The organism is Mesorhizobium sp. YR577, assembly GCF_900116595.1.
Lineage (GTDB): Bacteria > Pseudomonadota > Alphaproteobacteria > Rhizobiales > Rhizobiaceae > Mesorhizobium_M.
In genome coordinates, this window is record NZ_FPBI01000012.1 from 181,712 (window position 1) to 204,009 (window position 22,298).

At 63.2% G+C, this 22,298-nt stretch carries 21 protein-coding genes; 11 read left to right on the top strand and 10 right to left on the bottom strand.

Features of this window, described 5'->3' with window-relative positions; genetic code table 11:
* Positions 1–24: 24 nt before the first annotated feature.
* Complete coding sequence (locus BM413_RS18920; RefSeq protein ID WP_091915862.1) at positions 25–906, bottom strand: HpcH/HpaI aldolase/citrate lyase family protein; 882 nt, start codon at positions 904–906, stop codon at positions 25–27.
* A 95-nt stretch (positions 907–1,001) separates the two neighbouring features.
* Between BM413_RS18920 and BM413_RS18925 the strand changes: the two genes are divergently transcribed.
* The 9 genes from BM413_RS18925 to BM413_RS18960 all read left to right on the top strand — a co-directional run bounded on the left by BM413_RS18925 (position 1,002) and on the right by BM413_RS18960 (position 9,313).
* Positions 1,002–2,171, top strand: a complete 1,170-nt coding sequence (locus tag BM413_RS18925) for an NAD(P)/FAD-dependent oxidoreductase (RefSeq protein WP_091915971.1) — start codon at positions 1,002–1,004, stop codon at positions 2,169–2,171.
* Between the two features lie 94 nt (positions 2,172–2,265).
* Positions 2,266–2,871 carry a 3-isopropylmalate dehydratase small subunit gene (leuD, locus tag BM413_RS18930; RefSeq protein ID WP_091915864.1) on the top strand — a complete coding sequence of 202 codons (606 nt, stop codon included), beginning with the start codon at positions 2,266–2,268 and terminating at the stop codon, positions 2,869–2,871.
* 154 nt (positions 2,872–3,025) lie between these two features.
* The gene (locus BM413_RS18935; RefSeq protein ID WP_091915866.1) at positions 3,026–3,853 is read left to right on the top strand and encodes a hypothetical protein; all 828 of its coding nucleotides are present in this window, start codon (positions 3,026–3,028) and stop codon (positions 3,851–3,853) included.
* Positions 3,854–3,880: 27 nt separating this feature from the next.
* Complete coding sequence (locus BM413_RS18940) at positions 3,881–4,264, top strand: RidA family protein (RefSeq protein ID WP_091915868.1); 384 nt, start codon at positions 3,881–3,883, stop codon at positions 4,262–4,264.
* A gap of 85 nt (positions 4,265–4,349) precedes the next feature.
* The gene (gene leuB, locus BM413_RS18945; RefSeq protein ID WP_091915870.1) at positions 4,350–5,453 is read left to right on the top strand and encodes a 3-isopropylmalate dehydrogenase; all 1,104 of its coding nucleotides are present in this window, start codon (positions 4,350–4,352) and stop codon (positions 5,451–5,453) included.
* Between the two features lie 150 nt (positions 5,454–5,603).
* Positions 5,604–5,732 carry a hypothetical protein gene (locus tag BM413_RS34005; RefSeq protein WP_280141844.1) on the top strand — a complete coding sequence of 43 codons (129 nt, stop codon included), beginning with the start codon at positions 5,604–5,606 and terminating at the stop codon, positions 5,730–5,732.
* Between the two features lie 104 nt (positions 5,733–5,836).
* Positions 5,837–6,871, top strand: coding sequence for an aspartate-semialdehyde dehydrogenase (locus BM413_RS18950; RefSeq protein WP_091915872.1), 1,035 nt, complete (start codon positions 5,837–5,839; stop codon positions 6,869–6,871).
* 1,297 nt (positions 6,872–8,168) lie between these two features.
* Entirely contained in the window at positions 8,169–8,834 is a 666-nt protein-coding gene (locus BM413_RS18955) for a TetR/AcrR family transcriptional regulator (protein WP_091915873.1), read from the top strand.
* Positions 8,835–9,073: 239 nt separating this feature from the next.
* Positions 9,074–9,313: a hypothetical protein gene (locus BM413_RS18960; protein ID WP_091915875.1), complete on the top strand. Its 240-nt coding sequence runs from the start codon at positions 9,074–9,076 to the stop codon at positions 9,311–9,313.
* An 86-nt stretch (positions 9,314–9,399) separates the two neighbouring features.
* Here the strand turns inward: BM413_RS18960 and BM413_RS18965 are convergent, their stop codons facing one another.
* Complete coding sequence (locus BM413_RS18965; protein WP_091915877.1) at positions 9,400–11,919, bottom strand: putative bifunctional diguanylate cyclase/phosphodiesterase; 2,520 nt, start codon at positions 11,917–11,919, stop codon at positions 9,400–9,402.
* Positions 11,920–12,235: 316 nt separating this feature from the next.
* On the opposite strand from BM413_RS18965, the gene BM413_RS18970 reads away from it, so the two are divergent.
* Positions 12,236–13,144 (top strand): bestrophin family protein, encoded by a 909-nt coding sequence (locus tag BM413_RS18970; protein WP_091915879.1) that lies wholly within the window; start codon positions 12,236–12,238, stop codon positions 13,142–13,144.
* A gap of 52 nt (positions 13,145–13,196) precedes the next feature.
* On the opposite strand, the gene BM413_RS18975 is transcribed toward BM413_RS18970, so the two are convergent.
* The 7 genes from BM413_RS18975 to BM413_RS19005 all read right to left on the bottom strand — a co-directional run bounded on the left by BM413_RS18975 (position 13,197) and on the right by BM413_RS19005 (position 19,417).
* Positions 13,197–14,819 (bottom strand): ABC-F family ATP-binding cassette domain-containing protein, encoded by a 1,623-nt coding sequence (locus tag BM413_RS18975; RefSeq protein WP_091915881.1) that lies wholly within the window; start codon positions 14,817–14,819, stop codon positions 13,197–13,199.
* 142 nt (positions 14,820–14,961) lie between these two features.
* Positions 14,962–15,246, bottom strand: a complete 285-nt coding sequence (locus tag BM413_RS18980) for a hypothetical protein (RefSeq protein WP_133304717.1) — start codon at positions 15,244–15,246, stop codon at positions 14,962–14,964.
* An 82-nt stretch (positions 15,247–15,328) separates the two neighbouring features.
* Entirely contained in the window at positions 15,329–15,724 is a 396-nt protein-coding gene (gene rpsP / locus BM413_RS18985; RefSeq protein WP_091915885.1) for a 30S ribosomal protein S16, read from the bottom strand.
* Between the two features lie 27 nt (positions 15,725–15,751).
* On the bottom strand, positions 15,752–16,123 hold the full coding sequence (locus BM413_RS18990; protein WP_091915973.1) for a chorismate mutase: 372 nt from the start codon (positions 16,121–16,123) through the stop codon (positions 15,752–15,754).
* 8 nt (positions 16,124–16,131) lie between these two features.
* Complete coding sequence (gene ffh / locus BM413_RS18995; protein ID WP_091915887.1) at positions 16,132–17,724, bottom strand: signal recognition particle protein; 1,593 nt, start codon at positions 17,722–17,724, stop codon at positions 16,132–16,134.
* A gap of 266 nt (positions 17,725–17,990) precedes the next feature.
* The gene (locus BM413_RS19000; protein WP_091915889.1) at positions 17,991–18,449 is read right to left on the bottom strand and encodes a GNAT family N-acetyltransferase; all 459 of its coding nucleotides are present in this window, start codon (positions 18,447–18,449) and stop codon (positions 17,991–17,993) included.
* On the bottom strand, positions 18,446–19,417 hold the full coding sequence (locus tag BM413_RS19005) for a CPBP family intramembrane glutamic endopeptidase (RefSeq protein ID WP_091915891.1): 972 nt from the start codon (positions 19,415–19,417) through the stop codon (positions 18,446–18,448). The genes BM413_RS19000 and BM413_RS19005 overlap by 4 nt, the downstream gene beginning before the upstream one ends.
* A 148-nt stretch (positions 19,418–19,565) precedes the next feature.
* Between BM413_RS19005 and BM413_RS19010 the strand changes: the two genes are divergently transcribed.
* Positions 19,566–21,323 (top strand): putative bifunctional diguanylate cyclase/phosphodiesterase, encoded by a 1,758-nt coding sequence (locus BM413_RS19010; protein WP_091915892.1) that lies wholly within the window; start codon positions 19,566–19,568, stop codon positions 21,321–21,323.
* A 70-nt stretch (positions 21,324–21,393) separates the two neighbouring features.
* On the opposite strand, the gene BM413_RS19015 is transcribed toward BM413_RS19010, so the two are convergent.
* Positions 21,394–22,065, bottom strand: a complete 672-nt coding sequence (locus BM413_RS19015) for a DUF1236 domain-containing protein (protein ID WP_091915894.1) — start codon at positions 22,063–22,065, stop codon at positions 21,394–21,396.
* Positions 22,066–22,298 lie beyond the last annotated feature (233 nt).

Sequence of the window (22,298 nt, forward strand, 5' to 3'; positions counted from 1 at the left end):
CGGCATCAAGGCGTTCGATGATTTCTAGCCAATCATGGACGTTTTCGCCAGCAGCCTTTCAGCCTGTGCGCGATGAAGCAGCTCGACCATGCGCCCGTCGAGGCCGATCGCGCCCTTTCCGGCGTTTTCGGGGAGAGAAAAAGCGGCGATGATTTTCTCGGCTTCCTTGCGTGCGGCTTCCGACGGCGAGAAAGCCTTGTTGGCAGGCTCGATCTGCGCCGGATGGATCAGCGTCTTGCCGTCAAAACCCATGGCGGCGGCTTGCGTGCATTCTGCGGCAAAGGCTTCAAGATCGCGAAAATCATTGCTGACGCCATCGACGATGTCGAGGCCGCCGGCACGCGCGGCCAGCAGCATCTGCATCAGCCAGGGCATGAGATAGCGCCGGTCGGGCGTTGCCAGAACGCCGGTGGCGGCGACAAGATCGTTGGTGCCGGCGACCAGGCAGGACAGCCGCGAGGCGGCGTCGCGACCAAGCTCGGCGATGGCGCCGATGTTGAGCAGCGATTTCGGCGTCTCGATCATCGCCCAGAGACGCAGGCTGTCGGACGCGTCATTGTCGTCGAGCACGTCGCCGGCTTCCAGCACGTCGCGCGGCGTGTCGACCTTGGGCAGCAATATGCCGTCCGGCTCGCAGGCGGCGGCGGCCAGAAGATCGTCCTGGCCCCATTCGCTGGAAACCGCATTGATGCGGATGATCATTTCGCGAATGCCGGCCGGGCGGTTCTTGAAGATGATGCCGAGCTTTTCGCGGGCGGCGATCTTTTCCGCCGGCGCGACTGCGTCTTCCAGGTCGATGATCACCGCGTCGCAGGCAAGGGAGGCCAGTTTGGCCAGCGCCTTGTCGTTAGAGGCGGGGACATAGAGCACCGAACGGCGCAGATAGAGGCGGGTTTCTTGCGTCATGTGGTCTTCTTGCCCGCCAATGCTGGCTCTTGCAAGACGCAGGCTGGAAACCTTGATAAGCAGCGATACTCTATTCTTGCAGCAAGGACATGCACATGGCGCGATATGACGTCATCATCATCGGCGGGGCGATCGTCGGCAGTTCGATCGCCTATTATCTGCGCGAGGAGGGGTTTTCGGGCTCCATCGCGCTGATCGAGCGCGATCCGCAATTCACCTATTCCTCGACGACGCTGTCCTGCGCCTCGATCCGCCAGCAGTTCTCCATCCCCGAAAACATCCGCCTGTCGCAGTTCACGCTGGCGCTGTTCCGGCGGCTGGAGCAGGAGTTCGGCACCGGTTCTGATATCGGTTTCCGCGAGGGCGGCTATCTCATTCTCGCCGGCGAGAACGGCTTGCCGATCCTGCAGCAGAACCATGCCGCGCAGATGGCCGAAGGCGCGGATATTTTGCTGGAAGACGCCGCCGCCCTTGAGAAGCGCTTTTCCTGGATCTCGACCGAAGGCGTTTCGGCCGGGGCCTATGGGCGCTCGGGCGAGGGCTGGTTCGACGCCCATGCCATGCTGATGCTGTTTCGCAAGGCGTTGCGCGAAAAGAACATCGATTTCATCACCCACGCCGTCGCCGGCATCGAGCGCGAAGGTGACCGCGTCGTTGCGGTCACGCTGGAAAATGGCGACCGGCTGGAAGGCGGCACGATCTTCAACGCCGCCGGCCCCTCCGCCGGCAAGATTGCGGCCATGGCCGGGCTGGTCCTGCCGGTCGAGCCGCGCAAGCGCAGCGTCTTCATTTTCGAGGCGCGCGACAAGTTCGCCGACATGCCGCTGATGGTCGATCCAAGCGGCATCTACGTGCGGCCTGAGGGGAGCGTCTACATCACCGGCGGCGCAGAGAATGAAGAGGGCGAAGGCCCCGCCGACCCCAAGGATTTCGACCCGGACTGGTCGCTGTTCGAGGAGACGATCTGGCCGGTACTGGCGACCCGCGTGCCTGCCTTCGAAGCGATCAAGGCGACCCGCGCCTGGGCCGGCCACTACGACTACAACACGCTCGACCAGAATGCCGTCATCGGGCCGCATCCCGAAGTGCAGAATTTCATTTTCGCCAACGGCTTTTCGGGTCACGGCCTGCAGCAGGCGCCGGCGGTCGGCAAGGCGCTGGCCGAACTGCTGGTCCATGGCGCCTACAAGACCATCGACTGCTCGGCCTTCGGCTATGCGCGCATCACGGAAAATCGACCGTTCCGCGAACTCAACGTGATTTGAAGGCCTGCTTCGAATCAAGTTCTTTTATTCCCGGCTTCCTTTGTGTAAAGCAGGGCCGAAAACAATTTCCCGGAACCAGAAACGGGCAGAAGCCATGGAAAAGTTCACCAAGCTCACCGGCGTCGCCGCACCCTTGCCGATCGTCAACATCGACACCGATATGATCATCCCCAAGGATTACCTCAAGACGATCAAGCGCACGGGCCTGAGCGTCGGGCTTTTTGCAGAAATGCGCTTCAACGAGGACGGCTCGGAAAATCCGGATTTCGTGCTCAACAAGCCGGCCTATCGCAAAGCGCAGATCCTGGTTGCCGGCGACAATTTCGGCTGCGGCTCGTCGCGCGAACATGCGCCCTGGGCGCTGCTCGATTTCGGCATTCGCTGCGTCATCTCGACCAGCTTCGCCGACATCTTCTACAACAACTGCTTCAAGAACGGCATTCTGCCGATCACGGTCAGCCCTGAAGACCTCGACAAGCTGATGGACGACGCCTCGCGCGGCGCCAATGCGACGATCTCGGTCGACCTCGAAGCCAAGGAAATCCGCGGTCCCGATGGTGGCGTGGTCAAGTTCGACCTCGACGATTTCAAGCGTCATTGCCTGCTCAACGGCCTCGACGATATCGGCCTGACCATGGAAAAGGCCTCTGCCATCTCGAGCTTCGAGAAGAAGAACGCCGAGAGCCGGCCCTGGGCTTGATGCCCCTCAATTTCAGATGATGAGCTTTGCTGTCCGCCCCGAAAGATTTCCTTCGGGGCTGACAGCGTCTGCCGGCCTGTGGCATGGTCGGAGGCCTCGCCGCTGGAAAGCCTGATTTTCCGGCATTCCGAAACGCCCTGATTCGGAGCTTGTCATGCGCTGGGCTATTTCTCTTCTCGCCGCCGGCCTGACTTTTGCCGCGACCGCTTTTGCCGTCGCGCAGGAAGATCAGCCGAGCTCGATCCCCTTTGCGGGCGGAACGCTGAGCATCAAGGAAACGGCCGATCTCGACAAGATCCTTGCCTTCGACGGCAAGGAATTGGCCCGCAACTATGTCGTCTATTACGACCGCACGGTCGATCTCGATGGCACGAAAGTAGCCCTTTTCGCGGTCGGCGACGGCGGCAATGCCTGTGGCCCGGCAACCGTGATCGTCTGGAAGCCGGAAGGTGGCGAACTCAAGACCGAGACGGTGGGCGAGGATTGCGGCGCGCCGCCTGCGGCTGCAACCGAAGACGGCCTCTATTTCGTGCCTTATCTGCGCCCGGGCTCCACTGCCGATGTGCAAAGCTGGTCGCCGGAAGAGGGCCTGCGCGTCGTCGGCGAGATGCGTTTCACGCCGCAGCCCGATACGAAATGGGCCGATATCGACCCGGCCAAGATCACCCACCCCTACGATCTCTTCGCCAATGGCGATTTCTACGATGCCGCCAAGAAGGTTCTCGGCGACAAGCTCGAAGACGTCGCCCTGGCGCTTTCGGTTTCGGGCGGCCCCGACAAGACGGCTTCCGGCGTTCTCTATGGCAGCGGCTGTATTCCCCATGCGTGCGGTGGTGGCGACGGGTTCTTTGCTTTCGACCAGAAAACAAAGGCTGTCTATTTCGCGCAGCAGGGCGACGGCGCCGAGCCTGATGCATGGCCGGCACTCGATACCTGGCCTGCTGAAATTCGCGAAGCGATGAAGAAATCGATCCAGCAATAGCTGTTCTGAATTTTCCGGAGACCTTTTATGCGCAAACTGATTTCCACCGGCTCGCCTTTCGAAAAGACCGCCGGCTATTCGCGGGCGGTGGTGCAGGGCGACTGGTGTTTTGTCTCGGGCACGACCGGCTACGACTACGCCACCATGACCATGCCGGACAGCGTCGAGGACCAGACCCGCAATTGCCTGAAAACCATAACTAAGGCGCTGGAGGACGGCGGCTTCTCGCTCGCCGATGTCGTGCGGGCGCATTACTACATCACCGATCCGGCTTTCGCCGACATCGTCTTCCCGATCCTTGGCGAAGCTTTCGGCGAGATCAGGCCGGCAGCGACAATGATTGCCTGCCAGCTCAACAAGCCGGAAATGAAGATCGAGATCGAAGTGACGGCGCTCAGGCGTTCTTCTTGATCTGCACCAAGCCTTTCGGTCTTGCGCGCCGGGCTTTCGGCGTTTAGCAAGACGCCGGTTCACGGCTTCCTTGAAAGGTTTTCCCATGGCATCGCGCAAGCTTCTCCTTCTCGCCGGCGACGGCATCGGTCCCGAGGCAATGGCCGAGGTTCGCAAGCTCATTGCGGCGATGAACGAGAAACTCGGCACCGGCTTCGAGACCGAAGAAGGCCTGGTCGGCGGCTGCGCCTATGATGCCCATGGTCAGGCGATTTCGGATGCCGACATGGCAAAGGCGATGGCGGCTGACGCGGTGCTGTTCGGCGCCGTCGGCGGGCCGAAGTGGGATGCCGTGCCTTACGAGGTTCGCCCCGAAGCCGGCCTGCTGCGCCTGCGCAAGGACATGGAGCTTTTCGCCAATCTGCGCCCGGCCATCTGCTATCCGGCACTTGCAGCATCGTCTTCGCTGAAGCCGGAAGTCGTCGAAGGCCTCGACATCCTCATCGTGCGCGAGCTGACCGGCGGCGTCTATTTCGGCGAGCCCAAGGAGATCATCGATCTCGGCAACGGCCAGAAGCGCGGCATCGACACGCAGGTCTACGACACATTCGAGATCGAGCGCATTTCGGGCGTCGCCTTCGAGCTGGCCCGCACCCGGCAGAACCGTGTCACCTCGATGGAAAAGCGCAACGTCATGAAGTCGGGCGTCTTGTGGAACGAGGTGGTGACCGCCACCCACAAGGCCAAATATTCCGACGTCAAGCTCGACCACATGCTGGCCGATGCCGGCGGCATGCAGCTGGTGCGCTGGCCCAAGCAGTTCGACGTCATCGTCACCGACAATCTGTTCGGCGACATGCTGTCTGACGTTGCCGCCATGCTCACCGGTTCGCTCGGCATGCTGCCTTCGGCCTCGCTCGGCGCACCCGATGCGCTCACCGGCAAGCGCAAGGCGCTCTACGAGCCGGTGCATGGCTCGGCCCCGGACATTGCCGGGCAGGGCATCGCCAACCCGATCGCCATGATCGCCTCGTTTGCCATGTGCCTGCGCTATTCCTTCAACATGGTGGCCGAGGCCGACCGTCTCGAAGCGGCGATCGCGGCGGTGCTGGACGAAGGCCTGCGCACCAAGGACATCATGTCCGAAGGCAAGACCGAAGTCGGCACCACGGCGATGGGCGATGCGATCGTGGCGAAGTTCTTCGCCTAGTCGTTGCGATCGGCAGGAGGCGAAACGCCGGCTTCTGCCAGATTGACTCTTTACGCAAACCGCGTAAAAGCCAGCACGAACTATCTTGGCACATGAGCCTTTTCCGCAAAGTCTGAAACTTTGCGGGGTCGTGTGCGACCGGAGCCTTTCATGCGCGGCCTGCTTATGGCGCTTTTCGCAATCGACTTTCCCGGCCATGGGTCTTCCCAGGGCGGGCACGAGCGCGCGCAGCTTCGCACCACCAAAACCGCGGCCAAAACGACCACCAAAACGGTCTGATCTCCCTGGCCTGCTCGCCCCTCCCGGGTCCGGCCCGGGGGCGAAGCCCGCACCGGCCGGCGGGTTTTCTCCAAAACGAGCGGAGAGGGACAGGAGAACATAATATGGGTTTCAAGGTTGCGATCGTTGGTGCCACGGGCAATGTGGGCCGCGAAATGCTCAATATCCTCGAAGAACGCGGCTTTCCGGTCGACGAGGTCGTCGCACTCGCTTCGCGCCGTTCGCTCGGCACCGAAGTGTCGTTCGGCGACCGCACGCTGAAGGTCAAGGTGCTCGACACCTACGACTTTTCCGACACCGATCTCTGCATCATGTCGGCCGGCGGCAATGTCTCGAAGGAATGGTCGCCGAAGATCGGCAAGCAGGGTTGCGTCGTCATCGATAATTCCTCGGCCTTCCGCTACGATCAGGACGTGCCGCTGATCGTGCCGGAAGTGAATCCGGACGCAATTTCCGGCTTCACCAAGAAGAACATCATCGCCAACCCGAACTGTTCGACCGCCCAGCTCGTCGTGGCGCTGAAGCCGCTGCACGACAAGGCCCGGATCAAGCGCGTCGTGGTGGCGACCTATCAGTCGGTTTCCGGCGCCGGCAAGGAAGGCATGGACGAGCTGTTCACGCAGACGCGTGCGGTGTTCGTCGCCGACCCGGTCGAGGCCAAGAAGTTCACCAAGCGCATCGCCTTCAACGTCATTCCGCATATCGACGTTTTCCTGGATGACGGCTTCACCAAGGAAGAGTGGAAGATGGTCGCCGAGACCAAGAAGATGCTCGACCCCAAGATCAAGCTGACCGCAACCTGCGTGCGCGTGCCTGTCTTCATCGGCCATTCGGAAGCCGTCAACATCGAGTTCGAGGACCCGATCACCGCTGACGAAGCCCGCGAGATCCTGCGCGATGCGCCGGGCTGTCTCGTCATCGACAAGCGCGAGGACGGCGGCTACGCCACGCCGATCGATTCGGCCGGCGAGGATGCCACCTACATCTCGCGCATCCGCGAGGATTCGACCGTCGACAACGGCCTTGCCATGTGGATCGTCTCCGACAACCTGCGCAAGGGCGCGGCGCTCAACGCCGTGCAGATCGCCGAGCTGCTGGTCGAGCGAGGGCTGATCACGCCGAAGAAGCAGGCGGCTTGATCTGTCCTCACGCTGTCGCCGTTTTGCGGCTCGCTCCGGACGGGGTGCGCCACGAGGCGCGGTCGCGGACTAAAAAGCAGGCGGCATAGCGCGGGCGTTTCCCTCCCCCTCGAGGGGAGGGTGGCCCGTAGGGCCGGGTGGGGTCGTTGCGGCAGTGCTCGGCATCGATTCTGCGTCGAGTTTGTCGCCAAGGACCCCACCCGCTTCCTTCGCTTCGCTCAGTCCGCGACCTCCCCTCAAGGGGGAGGTTAGCGCCGGCGCACCTGTTCATCGCCACGCCCGGGTTTCACCGTCTGGCCATTGTCAAAGATCGGGAAAGACGGGCGACCGAAATCTCGCTCATCTTTTGTATTTTTCTGCGATCTTTCGACCGCCCGTCTCGGTGTCTGTCCCGAAGTCGGCCGGTCACAACGCCCGCTCCATGTACATTCCATGGACAAGACGCCGCGGGTTCTCCGCATGGTTTTGGGCAGAGGCATTTGCGCCGTGCTCGTTCCACGCCGGCCTGTGTCGGGCCCTCGGGTCCCTGGCTACCACACCAGGGCGGGAGGTCACCGCCACTCCCCCTTGATCCCGGTTCCAGACCCGGTCCCGCAGGAGCGATGGGGGGATTATGCGGGAGGTGTTTTGGGGTGTGGAAAGATTGGGCGAGAAAAAATGTGTGGGGTGAATGGAAACAATGGGTTGAGGGGAAATCGGGTGGAAATCTTTCCACACCTTCGCAAGCTTCGCCTTCGATGGTTCTGCACCGCTGTAGCCTTCATCGATGGTCCGGCATGGATCCCCGGGTCTCCGCATGCGCTTCGCTCATGCTGCGCCCGGGATGACGAACGGCATGTTAGGTCTTCGCTAATCGTCAACGCTGGTGCGCGGCAATTGCGTCTTTGGCGCGGTAGCCGCGCCTGCTGTGCGGCAGTCAACAACGTTTGCGATTAGCGGCGACACCCCCTCTCTTCGTCATCCCGGGCGGAGCGAAGCGGAGACCCGGGATCCATGCCGGAATGCAAAAGAGCTTCAGCGGCGCAGAACGCGTCGACATCAGGACCGGGCCGTGCTTGACGACGATCAGGCCAATGGGTCCCGGATAACCTGCGCTTCGCTCCGGTTTCCGGGATGACGATTGGTTGTCGATGCCGATCGCCAAGGATGAACTGCATGTTCAGCCCCGCCAATCATCGGTTGGCAGTCGCAAATCCTGATCGCTTCCGCATGACGTACCCCACCAAACACCGGAACTTCCGCGCGCTTGATGGCTTATTGTACAGCGTATATGCTTTGCCATTGAAATGTGGACCAGATGACCGAACATACGCCGATCAATGCCCAGAGCCGGCGCGAGCGCCAGAAGGCGGAATTGCGCGCGGAGCTTCTGGCGGCCGCGCATGCGCTGGTGAAGGAGGAGGGCTATGATGGCCTGACCATTCGCAAGCTTGCCAAGCGGGTCGGCTACGCGACGATGTCGGTCTATTCCTATTTCGCCGACAAGCACGAAATCCTGCTGGCGCTTGCCGAAGATGCCTATAGGAACCTGGCCCGGCGCATGGAGCAGGACACGCCTGCCGATCCGATGGCTGCCCTCCACAAGATGATGAAGGAATACACGCTCTTCGCGCTCGACAATCCCAACGAGTACCGGACCGTGTTCATGACCGGCGACCACAACCATCCTCTCGGGGCGAGCGAGGAGGAGATCCGGCAGATCAAGGAGCAGAATCCCGCCATGCAGATCCTGCTCAAGCGGGTCCAGGCCTGCATCGACGCCGGCATCTTCAGGGGCGACGTGCATGCCATTTCCACGCTGCTGTGGAGCTACGGGCACGGTACCGTGTCGCTGCTCATCACCTTCCCGCACTATCCCTTCGGCGACCGGGAGGCTTTTCTGCGGACCTCCATGGATGTGGCGCTGGCCGGGCTGATGTCGCGTGAGATCGGCGCCCTGACGCTGCCGGAAGAGCGCTGCTAGTTTTCTCCCGCTTGAAGTGCATGTCGTTATCGCAAAACCGCTGACACTTTTGCGCGACATGCTCTAGGCGCCCGTCCCCCAATCGACATCGAAACCATTGGCATCGGATGCGATCAATCAAACGTGATCGCAGCGTTTTCGTACGTGTACGATTTTCACTTGAAGATCGATGGCAGCGGGCGTACATGTTCATCGTAACGTACATGTACGAAAAGAAAAAGCCTCTACGGAGAAAGACGATGAAGAAGACAGCTCTCGCTCTGGCCGCGGTTCTCGCCCTTTCGGGCAGCGCCTTCGCCACTGATTTCGCCGCTACCCTGCAGTATCCGGTCGCCGCTCCGCGCCTCGACGCGGTTGCGAGCAAGCCTGGCAAGGCCCTCGATTATTCCTCGACGGGATCGATCAAGCAAAAGACCGTCAAGAGCTCGGCCCAGCCGTCGGGCGCTGCGGCGGTCCAGCCGAAGGCCAAGACCAAGTAATTTTTATCTCCCCCCGCAACCCTCCCCAAGGTTGCAGCACGAAAAGGGCGGCGGATTTTTTTCCGTCGCTCTTTTTGCGTCCGGTGTCAGGCGACGCGGCTCACGCTTTCATGGAAGGCGGCGATGATTTCGCCCACACTCTCGCTCGCCACCGGCGGGCTGAACAGGAACCCCTGCAGCTCGCCGCACTGCTCGCTCTGGAGCGCTTCCAACTGGGCCACCGTTTCCACGCCCTCCGCCGTCGTGTCGATGCCGAGGCTGGCGCCGAGCCCAATGATGGCGCGCACGATGGCCAGAGATTCCGGGCTGTCGCTGATCTCGCGGACGAAGGAACGGTCGATCTTGAGCCGGCTGAACGGGAACTGGCGCAGATAGCTCATGCTCGAATAGCCGGTGCCGAAATCGTCGAGCGCGATCCGGACGCCGAGGTCGCGGATGCGCCGCAGGATCGCCAGATTGGCCTCGCTGTCGGCCAGCAGGACCGATTCGGTGACCTCGATCTCCAGCCGGCCGGGCTTGAGCCGCGAGCGGGCGAGGGCGGCGCCGATCATCTCGACCAGATCGCCACGCCGAAACTGCACCGGTGAGACGTTGACGGCAACCACGAGCGCATCGGGCCAGCCGGCGGCCTCGCGGCAGGCCGTCTCGGCGACCCAGCGCCCGAGCGCGTCGATCATGCCGGTTTCCTCGGCAAGCGGAATGAAGACGGCGGGCGAGACCATGCCGCGCTTGGGGTTGTGCCAGCGCAGCAGCGCCTCGAAGCCGCGCAGCTGCCCGGTCTTGACGGCAAAGATCGGCTGGTAGTGCAGTTCGAACTCGCTTTCGATATCGGCCCCGCGCAGCTCCATTTCGAGTTCGCGGCGCTCGCGCTGCTGCATGTCCATTTCAGGCTCGAAGAAACGGAACGAGCCCTTGCCTTCATTCTTGGCGCGGTAGAGGGCGAGGTCGGCGCATTTCAGCAGGCTCTCGGTGTCGGCCGAATCGTCGGGCGCGAGTGCTGCGCCCACGCTTGCGGTGATCGATATCTCGTTGCCGTCGATGGTCTGCACCGAGGCGATCTCGCCAAGCAGCCGTGCGGCCAGCCCGTCGACCACGGCGCGCGAGGACGCGCCCGGCAGCAGGATCGCAAACTCGTCGCCGCCGAGGCGGGCGACGATGTCGGACTTGCGCACCAGCCGCTGAAGCCGTGCCGTGACCTCGACCAGCAATGCGTCGCCGGCGGCGTGGCCCATCGTGTCGTTGACGATCTTGAAATCGTCGAGGTCGATGAGGAGTACGGCAAAGGGGCTGCCGTGCTTTTGCGTGGCGGTGGCTGCGCGCTCAAGCTCGCGGGTGAAGACGGTGCGGTTTGCGACGCCGGTCAGCGGGTCGTGATGGGCGAGGAACGTAACATGTTCCTCGGCGCGCTTGCGCTCGGTGACATCGACGATGGTCGACAGCGTCGCCGGCGCATTATCGACCACGATGCCGCGGGCATATTCGACGATCTCAAGCACGCGGCCGTCGGCGGTTACATGGCGGCAGGCGGCTTCGCCGGAGGTGTGGGGATGGGCCGCGCCGGTGCCGTCCGCGCAAAGGTCGGCAAAGTCCTGCTCGAAGAATTTCTCGCGCTCGTAGCCATAGAGGCGCAGGGCGGCATCGTTGACATTGAGGAAGTTCTTGCCGGCCTGGTCGCGCACATACATCGGCACCGGGTTCTCGTCGAAGAGCGAGCGGAACAAGGTCTCGCGCGCCTTGAGCTCGCCGACATGGGTCAGCGTGACGGCGAGGATGTCTTCGGCAACGGCGACGCCGACCTGCAGCGATATGTGATCGCCGCCGAGTTCGTATTCCAGTTCGAAAGGCGCGGTGCGCGCCCGCGCCGCCTGCCGGAACCGTTCGAGCGCATGCGACAGGCCGGGGCCGGCAAGCGCTTCCGACAGCAGCGTGAACTGCAGCAGGTCGGCGCGCGAGCCGAGATAGCTTGCCGCGGCGTCGTTGATGCTGAGGATGTAGAAGTCGCGGATCTCGCCGTCGCGCTCGATGGCGTTGAGCGCCATGATGCCTTCGCGGGTGGCGTTGATGAGCAGCCGGGCAAGATTGAGCTGGCTGTGGCGCGGGCGCAGGAAGACGAGAAAATAGTCTCCCGGCCAGCGGCAGGATAGCGGCAGCACCAGCGTTTCGACGGTCGAGACCATGCCGTCGACCAGTGCGCGGCACAGCACCATGCGCGGACTTGCCGCTTCGTGGGCGGCATTCAGCGCCTCGACGATCGAGAAGGCGTAGGCGTGAAGGAGGCTTTGCGTCGACTTGCCGATGCAAGGGCCGCCGACGATGGCCTCGAAGCGCGCGCCGGCGCGCAGGATGACCGGGTCGCTTGCCTCCATGCGGCGGATCACCGCCATCTCGTCGGCGAAGCGGCCGATGGAGCCGAGCGCCAGCTCCTCATATTGCGGCAGCGTGCCGCGATCGGGCTGGGCAGCCTGCCAGCGCCGCAGGATGAGCTTTACGTCGTCGAATTCGGTGGTGATGTGGTGCGGCAACCTGTCGATATCGACGCCGATGTCTTCCACTTTCTGCTCGTCGGCGAATATGGGCCGCGGGTTCATCGATGCACTCCAGGTCATTCACATGTCCGAAAGCACGCGGCTTCGGACGGGCCATCCGGGGATGGCCGGGCACGGTCGGATTTTCGGATTTGCATACCGGGCAGGCCGGTCCGGCAGCGTGGCGTCATGCCGCCGCGCCATCTTGCGCGGGCTACCGGGCGGGACACTAGAAAGCCGGCCTTACCATCCGCTTAAGCGCAGTGTCATGGTTCCGTCATATCGTGACGTTGAGAGCCTATCGGAGCACAGGATCGGTCGTATAGTTTGCGGTGCAGCAAGGCCCGCGCCAGCCCCGGTGGCGATAAGGCCATACTGACAGAAAGCGGAAGAAAAAATGATCGTCCGTCCCCGTCCCGGATTGCTGAAACTGTTCTTCGTCATGCGCGGATCGATCGTGCCGCGCATCGCGCCGCAGATCATCGGCTTCGGCATCTATGCGGCCCTTGTGGTGGCGGGCGTGAAGGCGTCGGGCATCTCCTTCGACGGCTACAACATCGCGCCCTTCGGCCTGCTTGGTGTTACGCTGTCGATCTATCTCGGCTTCCGCAACAATGCCGCCTATGACCGCTGGTGGGAGGCGCGCAAGCTGTGGGGGCAGCTCGTCTTCGATATCAGGAATTTTTCGCGCGCCGTGCTGGCGCTGGTGCCGGGTGAGACGAAAGAGGCGCGGCCGATCCTCATGGAGGCACTGGCCTTCTGCCATCTCCTGCGCGGACAGTTGCGCAATGTCGATGCCAGCGGCGAGGCGCGGGGCTTCATTGGCGATGAGCTGGACGGCGTGCTGGCGGCCAGCAACAAGCCTGACGAGATGGTGCGGCGCATGGGACGGCGGTTTGCCGCGCTGAAGGCGGAAGGCCGCATCGAGGCGATGGATTTCCGCATCCTCGACGAGCGGCTTTCGGGCATCGCCGCCTTGCAGGCCGGCTGCGAGCGTATCGCCGGCACGCCGCTGCCGTTTGCCTATACGCTGCTGCTGCAGCGCTCAGCCTATGTCTTCTGTCTCCTGCTGCCGTTCGGGCTGGCGTTTTCGGCCGGCTGGGGCACGCCGTTGTTTACAGCACTTATCGCCTATTCCTTCTTCGGGCTCGATGCGCTGTCGGAGGAGCTGGAAGACCCGTTCGGAACGCAGGCCAACGATCTCGCGCTCGACGCGCTCTGCCGCGTCTGCGAGATCTCGGTGTTCGAGGCGCTCGGCGAAACGCCCCCGGAAATGATCAAGCCGGAGAAGTATTATTATTCGTGAGGCGTTGATACGCCAAAGCGGGGAAGGGCTCGGGCGTACCGGACCTGCCTGTTCAATGCCTCAGGCCGGGGGCCTCCTGACCGGTGCGTTCGACATATTCGACATAGCCGCCGCCATAGGTATGGATGCCCTCTGGCGTCAGCTCCAGCACGCGGTTGGACAGCGCCGCGAGGAAATGCCGGTCGTGCGAAACGAAAAGCATCGTGCCTTCATACTGCGCAAGGGCTGCGATCAGCATTTCCTTGGTGGCGATGTCGAGATGGTTGGTCGGCTCGTCCAGCACGAGCAGGTTGGGTGGATCGAACAGCATGATCGCCATGACCAGCCGCGCCTTCTCCCCGCCTGAAAGCACCCGGCACTTCTTCTCGATCTCGTCGCCCGAGAAGCCGAAGCAGCCGGCGAGCGCGCGCAGCGGTGCCTGACCCGCCTGCGGGAACGTATGTTCGAGCTGTTCGAAGACCGTCAGGTCGCCGTCGAGCAGATCCATGGCATGCTGGGCGAAATAGCCCATCTTGACGCTCGGCCCACGCGCCACCGTGCCCTGGTCCGGCTCGGAAGCACCGGCGACGAGTTTGAGCAGCGTCGACTTGCCGGCGCCGTTGATGCCCATGATGCACCAGCGCTCGCGGCGGCGAACCTGAAAGTCGAGACCGTCATAGATGACCTTGCTGCCGTAGCGCTTGTGCACGTTTTTGATCGTGACCACGTCTTCACCGGAGCGCGGCGCCGGCTGGAATTCGAAGGCTACCGTCTGGCGGCGCTTGGGCGGCTCGACGCGGTCGATCTTGTCCAGCTTCTTGACGCGGCTCTGTACCTGCGCGGCGTGCGAGGCGCGCGCCTTGAAGCGCTCGATGAACTTGATCTCCTTGGCGAGCATGGCCTGCTGGCGTTCGAACTGCGCCTGCTGCTGCTTGTCGGCCAGCTGGCGCTGCTGTTCGTAGAACTCGTAGTCGCCGGAATAGGTGGTGAGCGAGCCGCTGTCGATCTCGATGATCTTGTTGACGATGCGGTTCATGAAGGCGCGGTCATGCGAGGTCATCAACAGCGCCCCGTCATAGCCTTTCAGGAACGCCTCCAGCCAGATCAGGCTTTCAAGGTCGAGATGGTTCGACGGTTCGTCGAGCAGCATCACGTCCGGGCGCATCAGAAGGATGCGGGCGAGCGCCACGCGCATCTTCCAGCCGCCCGAGAGTGCGCCGACGTCGCCGTCCATCATCTCCTGGCTGAAACCCAGCCCGTCCAGAACCTCGCGGGCGCGGCCATCAAGCGAATAGCCGTCCAATTCCTCGTAGCGGGCCTGCACTTCGCCATAGCGCTCGATGACGGCATCCATCTCGTCGGCGCGTTCGGGATCAACCATCGCCGCTTCAAGCGCGCGAAGCTCCGCCGCGATCTCGCTCACGGGTCCGGCGCCGTCCATGACCTCGGCCACGGCACTGCGGCCCGACATCTCGCCAACGTCCTGGTTGAAATAGCCGATGGTGATGCCGCGCTCGGTCGAAACCTGGCCTTCGTCGGGCAGTTCCTCGCCATAGATCATGCGGAAAAGGGTCGTCTTGCCCGCACCGTTGGGGCCAACCAGGCCGATCTTCTCCTGCTTCTGCAGGGTCGCGGAGGCCTCGATGAAAAGCAGCCGGTGGCTGTTTTGCTTGCTGACGTTTTCGATGCGGATCATTGGTTTCGATGCCTGGGAGGGGGTTGCGGTGGCCTTATGGCATGTACCGTTTCCGGCGGCGAGTGCTTGAGCCGGGGCAAAATCCCGCATGCCGCGACAAAAACGGTCTTGAAGAAGAAAACGGTGGGCTTTTGGCCGCCGTTCAGATGCGGTTGGCTGCGGCGCCCAGCACGCCCAAAAGCGTCACGACGGCCGCGATATAGTTCAGTCGGGATGCCGAGTAGGCAGCGACGGCGTCTTTTCCGCGCACCAGTCTGACCGCGAAGAAGACGATCGTGTAAACGCCGAAGAAGAAGACCAGAGGACCGAAGACAAGATTGCCCACGCTTTCGCCCCAGTTTCCATCGGACGCGGCGATGGCGGCTGACTTCAGGTTGAGCGCCACTGCGGCCACGAAGACAATCGTGAAGGATATCAGCTGGTGCACGTCGTCTGTCCTTTGAACCATGCCCTCAAAACAAAACGGCGGACCAAAGCCCGCCGTTTCGCAATAACAGACCAACCGTGGCTTACGCTGCCGGAGCTTCTTCGGCCGGAGCAGCGGCTGCTGCGGCGAGGGCTGCAGCTGCGGTTTCCTGGGCCTTCTTGATGGCGTCGGCGCGTTCCTGCGCCTTCTTGCCCGGAAGTGCCTTGGTCGGGTTGTTGCGGACGTCGCGCTTGGTCAGGCCGGCAGCGTCGAGGAAGCGGGCAACGCGGTCGGTCGGCAGGGCGCCATGGCCGAGCCAATGCTTGATGCGGTCCTCTTCGAGCTTAACGCGCTCGCCTTCCTTGGGCAGCATCGGGTTCCATGCGCCGACCGTCTCGATGAAACGGCCATCGCGCGGCGAGCGCACGTCGGCGATGACGATGTGGTAGTAAGGGCGCTTCTTGGAGCCCGCACGGGCCAGACGAATCTTCAGTGACATGTTCTTCTCCTAGGGGGTTCGTTCAATTCAGGTGGTCTGTTGTCCGCCGCGTGATGCGGTCGAATTCTCGGTGCCATTGGAGGCGGCATTGTTGATCTCGCCGCTGCTCGAAGCGGCGATTGCCTCGTGATGGCGGATCACTTCGCGGATGATGAAGTTCAGGAACTTCTCCGCGAAATCGGGGTCGAGCTGGGCGTCGTCGGCAAGCCGGCGCAGCCGCTCTATCTGGGTCTGCTCGCGCGCCGGATCGGCCGGCGGCAGGCCATGCGTTGCCTTGAGAACGCCCACCGCCTTGGTGCAGCGGAAGCGCTCGGCCAGCATGTGGATGAGGGCTGCGTCGATGTTGTCGATCGAGGCGCGGTATTCGGCAAGCATTGCCTTGGGGTTCACATCGTCCATCGCAACGCTCACTTCTTCTTGCCGAGGCCGGGCAGACCGCCGGGTCCGCCGAGGCCGGGTAGCTTCAGGCCGCCGGGAAGGCCGGGCAGACCGCCGCCGCCAAGACCGGGAAGGCCGCCGGGCAAGCCTTTGCCGAGGCCGGATGCCTGCGCCTGCTTCTGCAGGGCTTCAAGCTGCTTGGGGTCCATCTTGGAGAGGTCGGGCATGCCGCCCATGCCACCCATGCCGCCGGCAAGGCCGCCGAGGCCCATCTTCTGCGCCATGCCGCCCATGAGGCCGCGCATCAGGCCGCCGCCTTTGCCCTTGCCGCCCATGGCCTTCATCATGTCGGCCATGCCGCGATGCATCTTGAGCAGCTTGTTGATTTCGGCGGCATCGGTGCCGGAACCGGCAGCGATGCGCTTCTTGCGCGAGTGCTTGAGCAGGTCGGGATTGGCGCGCTCTGCCTTGGTCATCGAGGAGATGATGGCGAGCTGGCGGCCGAACATCTTGTCATCAAGGCCGGCGGCGGCGATCTGGTCCTTCATCTTGCCCATGCCGGGCATCATGCCCATGATGCCGCCCATTCCGCCCATCTTCTGCATCTGGCCAAGCTGGCCGGCAAGATCGTTCAGGTCGAACTTGCCCGACTGCATCTTCTTGGCCATCGCCGCGGCCTGTTCCGCGTCGATGTTTTCAGCGGCTTTTTCGACGAGGCTGACGATGTCGCCCATGCCGAGGATGCGGTCGGCGATGCGCTTGGGATGGAACTCCTCCAGCGCATCCATCTTTTCGCCGACGCCAACCAGCTTGATCGGCTTGCCGGTGACGGCGCGCATGGAAAGGGCAGCGCCGCCGCGGCCGTCGCCGTCCATGCGGGTCAGCACGAGGCCGGTGATGCCGACGCGCTCGTCGAAATTCTTGGCGAGGTTGACGGCGTCCTGGCCGGTCAGCGAGTCGGCGACCAGCAGGATTTCGTGCGGCGAGGAAACGCGCTTGATGTCGGCCATCTCGGCCATCAGCGGCTCGTCGATATGGGTGCGGCCGGCGGTGTCGAGGATGACGACGTCATGGCCGCCGAGCTTGGCTGCCTGCACGGCGCGCTTGGCGATGTCGACCGGCGTCTGGCCGGCGACGATCGGCAGCGTCGCGACCTTCACCTGCTCGCCGATCTGGCGCAGCTGCTCCTGGGCGGCCGGGCGGCGGGTGTCGAGCGAGGCCATCAGGACCTTCTTGCCCTGGCGCTCGGTCAGCCGCTTGGCGATCTTGCCGGTGGTGGTGGTCTTGCCCGAGCCCTGCAGGCCGACCATCATGACGACGACCGGAGCCGGCGCGTTGAGGTCGATGGGCTCGCCCTCGGCGCCCAGCATCTCGACCAGCTCGTCATGGACGATCTTGACGACCATCTGGCCCGGCTTGATCGACTTCAGGACCTCGGCGCCGACAGCCTTCGTGCGCACCTTGTCGACGAAGGACCGCACGACCTCGAGCGCCACGTCGGCCTCGATCAGCGCGCGGCGAACCTCGCGCAGGGCGGCCGTGACATCGGCCTCCGACAGCGCGCCGCGGCCGGTAAGGCCGTTCAGGATCGAGCCAAGGCGTTCCTGTAGCGATTCAAACATCGTGTTTCCTTCTGTCTCTGGCACCCGGATGATGCCCGAGAGGTAGTGCTTTCGCGCCGAAGTTAAAACCCAAGCAAAGCCCAAAACCAAAAAGCACCCGGGGGCGCATCGCGCTGCCGGGTGTTGGCCTCCGGGATCGATTTATACCACTAGGGGTCCCGGTCGGCTGCTCGGAGTCTGTTACTCGTCGCGGAATTTCGGGGCTGTAGACAGGAAAACACGGCAGGAGTCAAGGGAATGGCGCGAAAACGGGGCTCCGATGGGGTTTACAGCGCCAGCTTCATGCCTTCATGGCTCGCCTTGAAGCCGAGGGACTCGTAAAAGGCAAGCGCCTCGGGCCGCGTCTTGTCGGTGGTGAGTTGGACGAGGCCGCAACCGCGTGAGCGGCATTGCCCGATCGCCCAGGCGAAAAAGGCCTTGCCGGCGCCGCGTCCCCGCAGCGATGCGGCGACGCGCACGCTTTCGATCTGGCCGCGCCACATGCCCATGCGCGACAGGCCGGGAATGAAGGTGATCTGCAGGCAGCCAACGACGGTTCCGTCCCGTTCGGCGACGGCAAGAAGCTGGTTGGGATCGCGCGTGATCGCCTCGAAGGCTGCACCATAACGCTGGTCCAGCGGCAGAGAGGCATTTTCGCGCGTGCTGCCGAGGCTGTCGTCGGCCAAAAGGGCGACGATGGCGGCAAGGTCGGATTCATTGGCTGGGCGGAACAGAAGACCGCTCATGGCCGCAGAGGAGACGCCTCAGCCGCCTCGGGCGCAGGCTGAAGCGGGGCGCTGTCGGCGGAGACCTTCAGGGGTGAGCGTGGATGCAGGAGCAGAAGGGCCGTCAGCAGGCTGGCGACAAGCCCGATCCCGGTAACGAGGACCATGTCGGTCGATGTCCAGCCATCCGCTTCGAACGGCTTGCCGTTGAAAAGGGCAAGCGAACTGAACGCGCTCTGATGGGAGACCAGCAGGAACGCCACCAGATTGTTGCCGAGATGCGCGCCCATCGCCGCGCCCAGATTGCCGGTCTTGTAGACGAGCAGTGTCAGCACGACTGTGAACAGGCCGATCGAGGCCAGTCCGGCGGCATTCACCATCATGCTGGTGCTGGGGCTCCAGTGCAGGGAAACGAATGCCAGTCCCGGCAGCAGCGCCCAGACCAGCGGGCTGCGAAAACGATGCGCCAGGCCCCGCAACAGATAGCCGCGGAACAGGATTTCCTCCGAAGAGGTCTGCAGGAAGATCAGAAGTCCGGCAGGGATCAGAAGCAGCAGCCAGGACGACAGATCGAGTGAACTGCGCGTCACGTCCGGCTGCAGCGCATAAAGCAGAACTTCGGACAGAAGCGAGGTGGCCAGCACGGCCGCCAGCCCCTTCCAGAAGCCCGGCCACGATATCCTGCGGCTGTAGCCGAACACTGCGCCGAGCCGTTCCCGATGCAGCAGTCGGACCGCTATCCACACGCCAAGCCAGATGCCGGCGAAAGAGAGAAGCGAAGCCAGTATTCCCGGAAGCGTTGTCAGGAAGTCCGCATAGGGAAGGCCGGCTTCGGTGGCGGCGGGGAACCTTTCCGCGCCGATGATGACGCCGAAAGTCAGGCCGAACCAGCACGCCAGAATTATCAGGACGCCGAAGAACAGACGTAGCAGCGTCGCCTTGTTGGCGCTGCGCCTGTATTGCGCAAAAGCGGTCGGATCGAGTGTCATGCAAGCCCCCTTGCCCGAATATACCCAATCTCGGGACCGCGGAAACAGGTTGCGGCTGACAAAAAGGCATTTTCAACTTAGCTAATGTTAAGAAATTCCAGCTAAGGTACTATGGGGTGAGCATGCGGCTCCGTTTAGAGGGTCATCCATGATTGATGCATCCGACCCTTCTCATTCGGAGGGGGTTGACGACCATAGCTCCTACTCCGATGGCACCACCTCGGCTTTAGCCGGCTTTGCCGACACGACGGAACTTGCCCTGATGATGATCGATGCGCGCGGCATCATCACCTATGTCAACAAGGCAGGCCAGCGACTGCTCGGCTATGAACGCGACGAAATGGTCGGCTGCACGCTCGACCTGATCATCCCCGAACGGCTGCGCGGCGCGCACAGCGCCGGCGTGGCGCGCGTCGGCGGCGGCCAGCCGTCGAAGCTCAGCGGCAAGACAGTCGAGGTCGCGGCCTTGCGGCGCGACGGCACGGAATTCCCGATCGAGCTGTCGCTGTCGGTCTGGCAGGGACCGGACGGTGTGGTGATGGGCGGTATCATCCGCGACATATCCGAGCGCCGCCAGCGCGATACGCGGCTTCACCGGCTTGCCCATCACGATCCGCTGACCGGCCTTCCCAACCGCGCGCAGGTCAACGAGCGGCTCGGCGCCATTCTGGCGGCAGGCGGGCAGGCGGCCATTCTCCTGTTCGATCTCGACGGCTTCAAGAAGGTCAATGACAATCTCGGCCATGCGACCGGCGACACGCTGTTGCAGGCGCTTGCGGTGCGGCTGCCGGCCGTGCTCGATGCCGACGCCATCCCGGCGAGAATTGGCGGTGACGAGTTCGCCGTCATTTTGCCCGATGTCGGCGACCCGATGAAAGCGTCGGCAGCCGCGCGGTCCATTCTCGATGCCTTCCGGCAGTCCTTCACTATCGGGGATCATGTCCTCAAGCTTGGCGCCTGTGTCGGCGTTGCCCTCGGACCTACCCATGGCGCCGATCCGGAAGAGCTGATTGCGAGCGCCGATCTTGCGCTATCCCACGCCAGGCGCGACGGCAGCCCGGGTTTCAGGCTTTATGAGCCGGCAATGCGCAGCGCCATCGCGGCACGGCGGCTGATGAAGGACGAACTGCTTCAAGCCGTCAGCGCCGGTGAACTGGTTCTGCACTACCAGCCGCAGGTCGACCTCGAAAGCGGCGCGGTGTTCGGGGCCGAGGCGCTTCTGCGCTGGAACCACCCGACGCGCGGCCTGCTCTTCCCGGCAACGTTCCTGTCGGTGCTCGAATCCCATTCGCTGGCCCTGCAGGTCGGCTGCTGGATCCTCGACGAAGCCTGCCGGCAGGCCGCCGAATGGCGCAGCACAGGCCTGCCGGAAATGCGGATCGCGGCAAACCTGTTTTCGGCGCAGGTAAATGCCGGAAACCTGGCGCAGGTGGTGACCGAGACGCTTGACCGTCACGGTCTGCCGCCGGAGGCGCTGGAGATCGAGGTGACGGAGACGGTCGTTCTCGAAAACGACGATCGCGTGCTCGCACCCTTCCGCGAACTCCGCGACCGCCAGGTCGGGGTGGCCTTCGACGATTTCGGCACCGGCCACGCCTCGCTGAGCACGCTCAAGCGTTTTCCGCTGACCACGCTGAAGATCGACCGCAGCTTCGTTCGCGACCTGCTCGTCGACCGCTCGGCGGGCGCAATCGTCCAGGCATTGCTGGGCATGGGGCGCAGCATGGGGCTTGATGTCATAGCCGAGGGCGTCGAAACCGAAGAACAGCAGGCCGTGCTGCTCGCCATGGGTTGCAGGATCGCCCAGGGATATCTCTATGCCAAGGCGCTGCCGGCCGAGGCGTTCACACGCCGGTTCGTCGAGACCAAAGGGAAGGCCAGGGGCAAGGCCGCCGGATCGCGCTGATTGCTGAACCTGCAGAAACGCCGGACCGCGAGCGCCGTCCGGCGTTTTTCATAGGGTCATGCGGTCAGGATTATCGCACGACGTAGACGATCCGGCGCGTGCCCGGGTCGACCAGGGCCGGCTGGCCGTTCACATAGACGTAGCGATAGTCGTAGTCGGGAATTTCCTGAAGTTCGACCGTGTCGGGCAGGCCGGCGCCGACGACGACTTCACCGTCGAGATAGACCGGGTCGACCTGGTGGCTGGTGACATAGGTGCGCACTTCCGGCGGCGGTTCTGCCGCGGCACCTGCCGAGCCTCCGACCGCCACGCCGGCAACACCGCCGACTGCAGCGCCGATCGGCCCGCCGATGAGCGCGCCGCCGACAGCACCGGTGGCACCGCCGACCAAGGCGCCGGTTGCGCCGCCGTCACCCTTGGGCGCTTCGACGATGGTTACTTCGGAATTGGCAGGCCGCTCGCTGAGCACGACGGCCGAGCCGCCGAAATCGCCGGTCAGATAGTCGGCATAGACCCAGCCCTCGCCATCAGCGGTGACGACCGAGCACCATTTGCTGTTTTCGATGCAGCCGTCGAGCGTGGTGGTTTCATTTGCGCCGATGAAGCCGACGACAGGATATTGCGGGCCGGGGCCTGAGCGGACATTGAGGTCCGTCACGGCGGTTACATCAGCGGCAAAAGCCGCTCCGGACATGGCAAGCAATGCAATTGCTGCCACTGAGCCAAGAATCTTCGATTTCATCATCTCTCTCCGTTTTTGACCCTTCAATGGAGGGGTCAATCCCGGGAGGCTCCATGAGTTCCCGCTAAAATGAGGTCATTCGGTGACGATTTCGGGGCGGGTTGCAGACGGAGGCTGCCGAAACAGACGGTTCTACCTGACCAAACGGAAATTTCATCTTGTTCGCCAGTATTGCTTGCTTTGCTTGTAAACCTGATCTTAACGGTGACAAATCAAGCAATTGCTGGCAGATA

What these genes read in the sequence shown, in the direction of transcription:
- BM413_RS18940 (WP_091915868.1), top strand. Translation starts at nt 3,881, where the DNA reads ATGCGCAAACTGATTTCCACCGGCTCGCCTTTCGAAAAGACCGCCGGC.
- BM413_RS34005 (WP_280141844.1), top strand. Translation starts at nt 5,604, where the DNA reads ATGCGCGGCCTGCTTATGGCGCTTTTCGCAATCGACTTTCCCGGCCAT.
- ffh (WP_091915887.1), bottom strand. Translation starts at nt 17,724, where the DNA reads ATGTTTGAATCGCTACAGGAACGCCTTGGCTCGATCCTGAACGGCCTT.
- BM413_RS18950 (WP_091915872.1), top strand. Translation starts at nt 5,837, where the DNA reads ATGGGTTTCAAGGTTGCGATCGTTGGTGCCACGGGCAATGTGGGCCGC.
- BM413_RS18935 (WP_091915866.1), top strand. Translation starts at nt 3,026, where the DNA reads ATGCGCTGGGCTATTTCTCTTCTCGCCGCCGGCCTGACTTTTGCCGCG.
- BM413_RS18955 (WP_091915873.1), top strand. Translation starts at nt 8,169, where the DNA reads ATGACCGAACATACGCCGATCAATGCCCAGAGCCGGCGCGAGCGCCAG.
- BM413_RS18970 (WP_091915879.1), top strand. Translation starts at nt 12,236, where the DNA reads ATGATCGTCCGTCCCCGTCCCGGATTGCTGAAACTGTTCTTCGTCATG.
- BM413_RS18960 (WP_091915875.1), top strand. Translation starts at nt 9,074, where the DNA reads ATGAAGAAGACAGCTCTCGCTCTGGCCGCGGTTCTCGCCCTTTCGGGC.
- leuD (WP_091915864.1), top strand. Translation starts at nt 2,266, where the DNA reads ATGGAAAAGTTCACCAAGCTCACCGGCGTCGCCGCACCCTTGCCGATC.
- BM413_RS18920 (WP_091915862.1), bottom strand. Translation starts at nt 906, where the DNA reads ATGACGCAAGAAACCCGCCTCTATCTGCGCCGTTCGGTGCTCTATGTC.
- BM413_RS18975 (WP_091915881.1), bottom strand. Translation starts at nt 14,819, where the DNA reads ATGATCCGCATCGAAAACGTCAGCAAGCAAAACAGCCACCGGCTGCTT.
- BM413_RS18925 (WP_091915971.1), top strand. Translation starts at nt 1,002, where the DNA reads ATGGCGCGATATGACGTCATCATCATCGGCGGGGCGATCGTCGGCAGT.
- BM413_RS19000 (WP_091915889.1), bottom strand. Translation starts at nt 18,449, where the DNA reads ATGAGCGGTCTTCTGTTCCGCCCAGCCAATGAATCCGACCTTGCCGCC.
- BM413_RS18965 (WP_091915877.1), bottom strand. Translation starts at nt 11,919, where the DNA reads ATGACCTGGAGTGCATCGATGAACCCGCGGCCCATATTCGCCGACGAG.
- rpsP (WP_091915885.1), bottom strand. Translation starts at nt 15,724, where the DNA reads ATGTCACTGAAGATTCGTCTGGCCCGTGCGGGCTCCAAGAAGCGCCCT.
- BM413_RS19010 (WP_091915892.1), top strand. Translation starts at nt 19,566, where the DNA reads ATGATTGATGCATCCGACCCTTCTCATTCGGAGGGGGTTGACGACCAT.
- BM413_RS19015 (WP_091915894.1), bottom strand. Translation starts at nt 22,065, where the DNA reads ATGAAATCGAAGATTCTTGGCTCAGTGGCAGCAATTGCATTGCTTGCC.
- BM413_RS18990 (WP_091915973.1), bottom strand. Translation starts at nt 16,123, where the DNA reads ATGGACGATGTGAACCCCAAGGCAATGCTTGCCGAATACCGCGCCTCG.
- BM413_RS19005 (WP_091915891.1), bottom strand. Translation starts at nt 19,417, where the DNA reads ATGACACTCGATCCGACCGCTTTTGCGCAATACAGGCGCAGCGCCAAC.
- leuB (WP_091915870.1), top strand. Translation starts at nt 4,350, where the DNA reads ATGGCATCGCGCAAGCTTCTCCTTCTCGCCGGCGACGGCATCGGTCCC.